The organism is Blastococcus sp. CCUG 61487 (assembly GCF_005222955.1).
In the GTDB taxonomy this organism is placed as follows: Bacteria; Actinomycetota; Actinomycetes; order Mycobacteriales; family Geodermatophilaceae; genus Blastococcus.
In genome coordinates, this window is sequence record NZ_LWUA01000055.1 from 4,805 (window position 1) to 6,042 (window position 1,238).

The 1,238-nt window shown below is 66.6% G+C and carries 1 pseudogene; it reads left to right on the top strand.

Annotated elements, in window-relative coordinates:
* A pseudogene (locus tag A6V29_RS05085) lies at positions 1-1,202 on the top strand (NADP-dependent isocitrate dehydrogenase); the annotation flags it as partial.
* Positions 1,203-1,238 lie beyond the last annotated feature (36 nt).

Consider the following 1,238-nt stretch of genomic DNA (forward strand, 5'->3'; position numbering starts at 1 on the left):
AGGTCGAGGGCACCGTCGTCGAGCTCGACGGCGACGAGATGACCCGGATCATCTGGCAGTTCATCAAGGACCAGCTGATCCTGCCGTACCTCGACGTGAACCTGGAGTACTACGACCTGGGCATCGAGTCGCGCGACGCGACCGACGACCAGATCACCATCGACGCCGCCAACGCCATCAAGAAGCACGGCGTCGGCGTGAAGTGCGCCACGATCACGCCCGACGAGGCGCGGGTCGAGGAGTTCGGCCTGAAGAAGATGTGGCGCTCCCCGAACGGGACGATCCGCAACATCCTCGGCGGCGTCATCTTCCGCGAGCCGATCATCATGCAGAACGTGCCGCGGCTGGTGCCCGGCTGGACCAAGCCGATCGTCGTCGGCCGTCACGCCTTCGGTGACCAGTACCGGGCGACCGACTTCCGTTTCCCGGGCGAGGGCACCCTGACGGTGACCTTCACGCCCAAGGACGGCTCGGCGCCGATCGAGCACGAGGTCTTCCAGGCACCGGGCGGCGGTGTCGCGCTGGCCATGTACAACCTGGACGAGTCGATCCGCGACTTCGCGCGGGCCTCGATGAACTACGGCCTGCAGCGCGGCTACCCGGTCTACCTCTCCACCAAGAACACGATCCTCAAGGCCTACGACGGCCGCTTCAAGGACCTGTTCGAGGAGGTCTTCCAGGCCGAGTTCAAGGACAAGTTCGACGCCGCCGGCATCACCTACGAGCACCGGCTGATCGACGACATGGTCGCCGCCTCGCTCAAGTGGGAGGGCGGCTACGTCTGGGCCACCAAGAACTACGACGGCGACGTGCAGTCCGACACCGTGGCCCAGGGCTTCGGCTCGCTCGGCCTCATGACCTCGGTGCTCATGTCGCCCGACGGCCGCACCGTCGAGGCCGAGGCCGCCCACGGCACGGTGACCCGCCACTTCCGCGAGCACCAGAAGGGCAACGCGACCTCGACCAACCCGATCGCGTCGATCTTCGCCTGGACCCGGGGTCTGGCCCACCGCGGCAAGCTGGACAACACCCCCGAGGTGACCCGCTTCGCGGAGACGCTGGAGAAGGTCTGCGTCGACACCGTCGAGAGCGGTCAGATGACCAAGGACCTCGCGCTGCTGATCTCCAAGGACCAGCCGTGGCTGACCACCCAGGACTTCCTGGCGGCCATCGACACCAACCTCCAGAAGGCCATGGCCTGACGTAGGCGCACGTCGCTGGACGAACACACGTGAGGG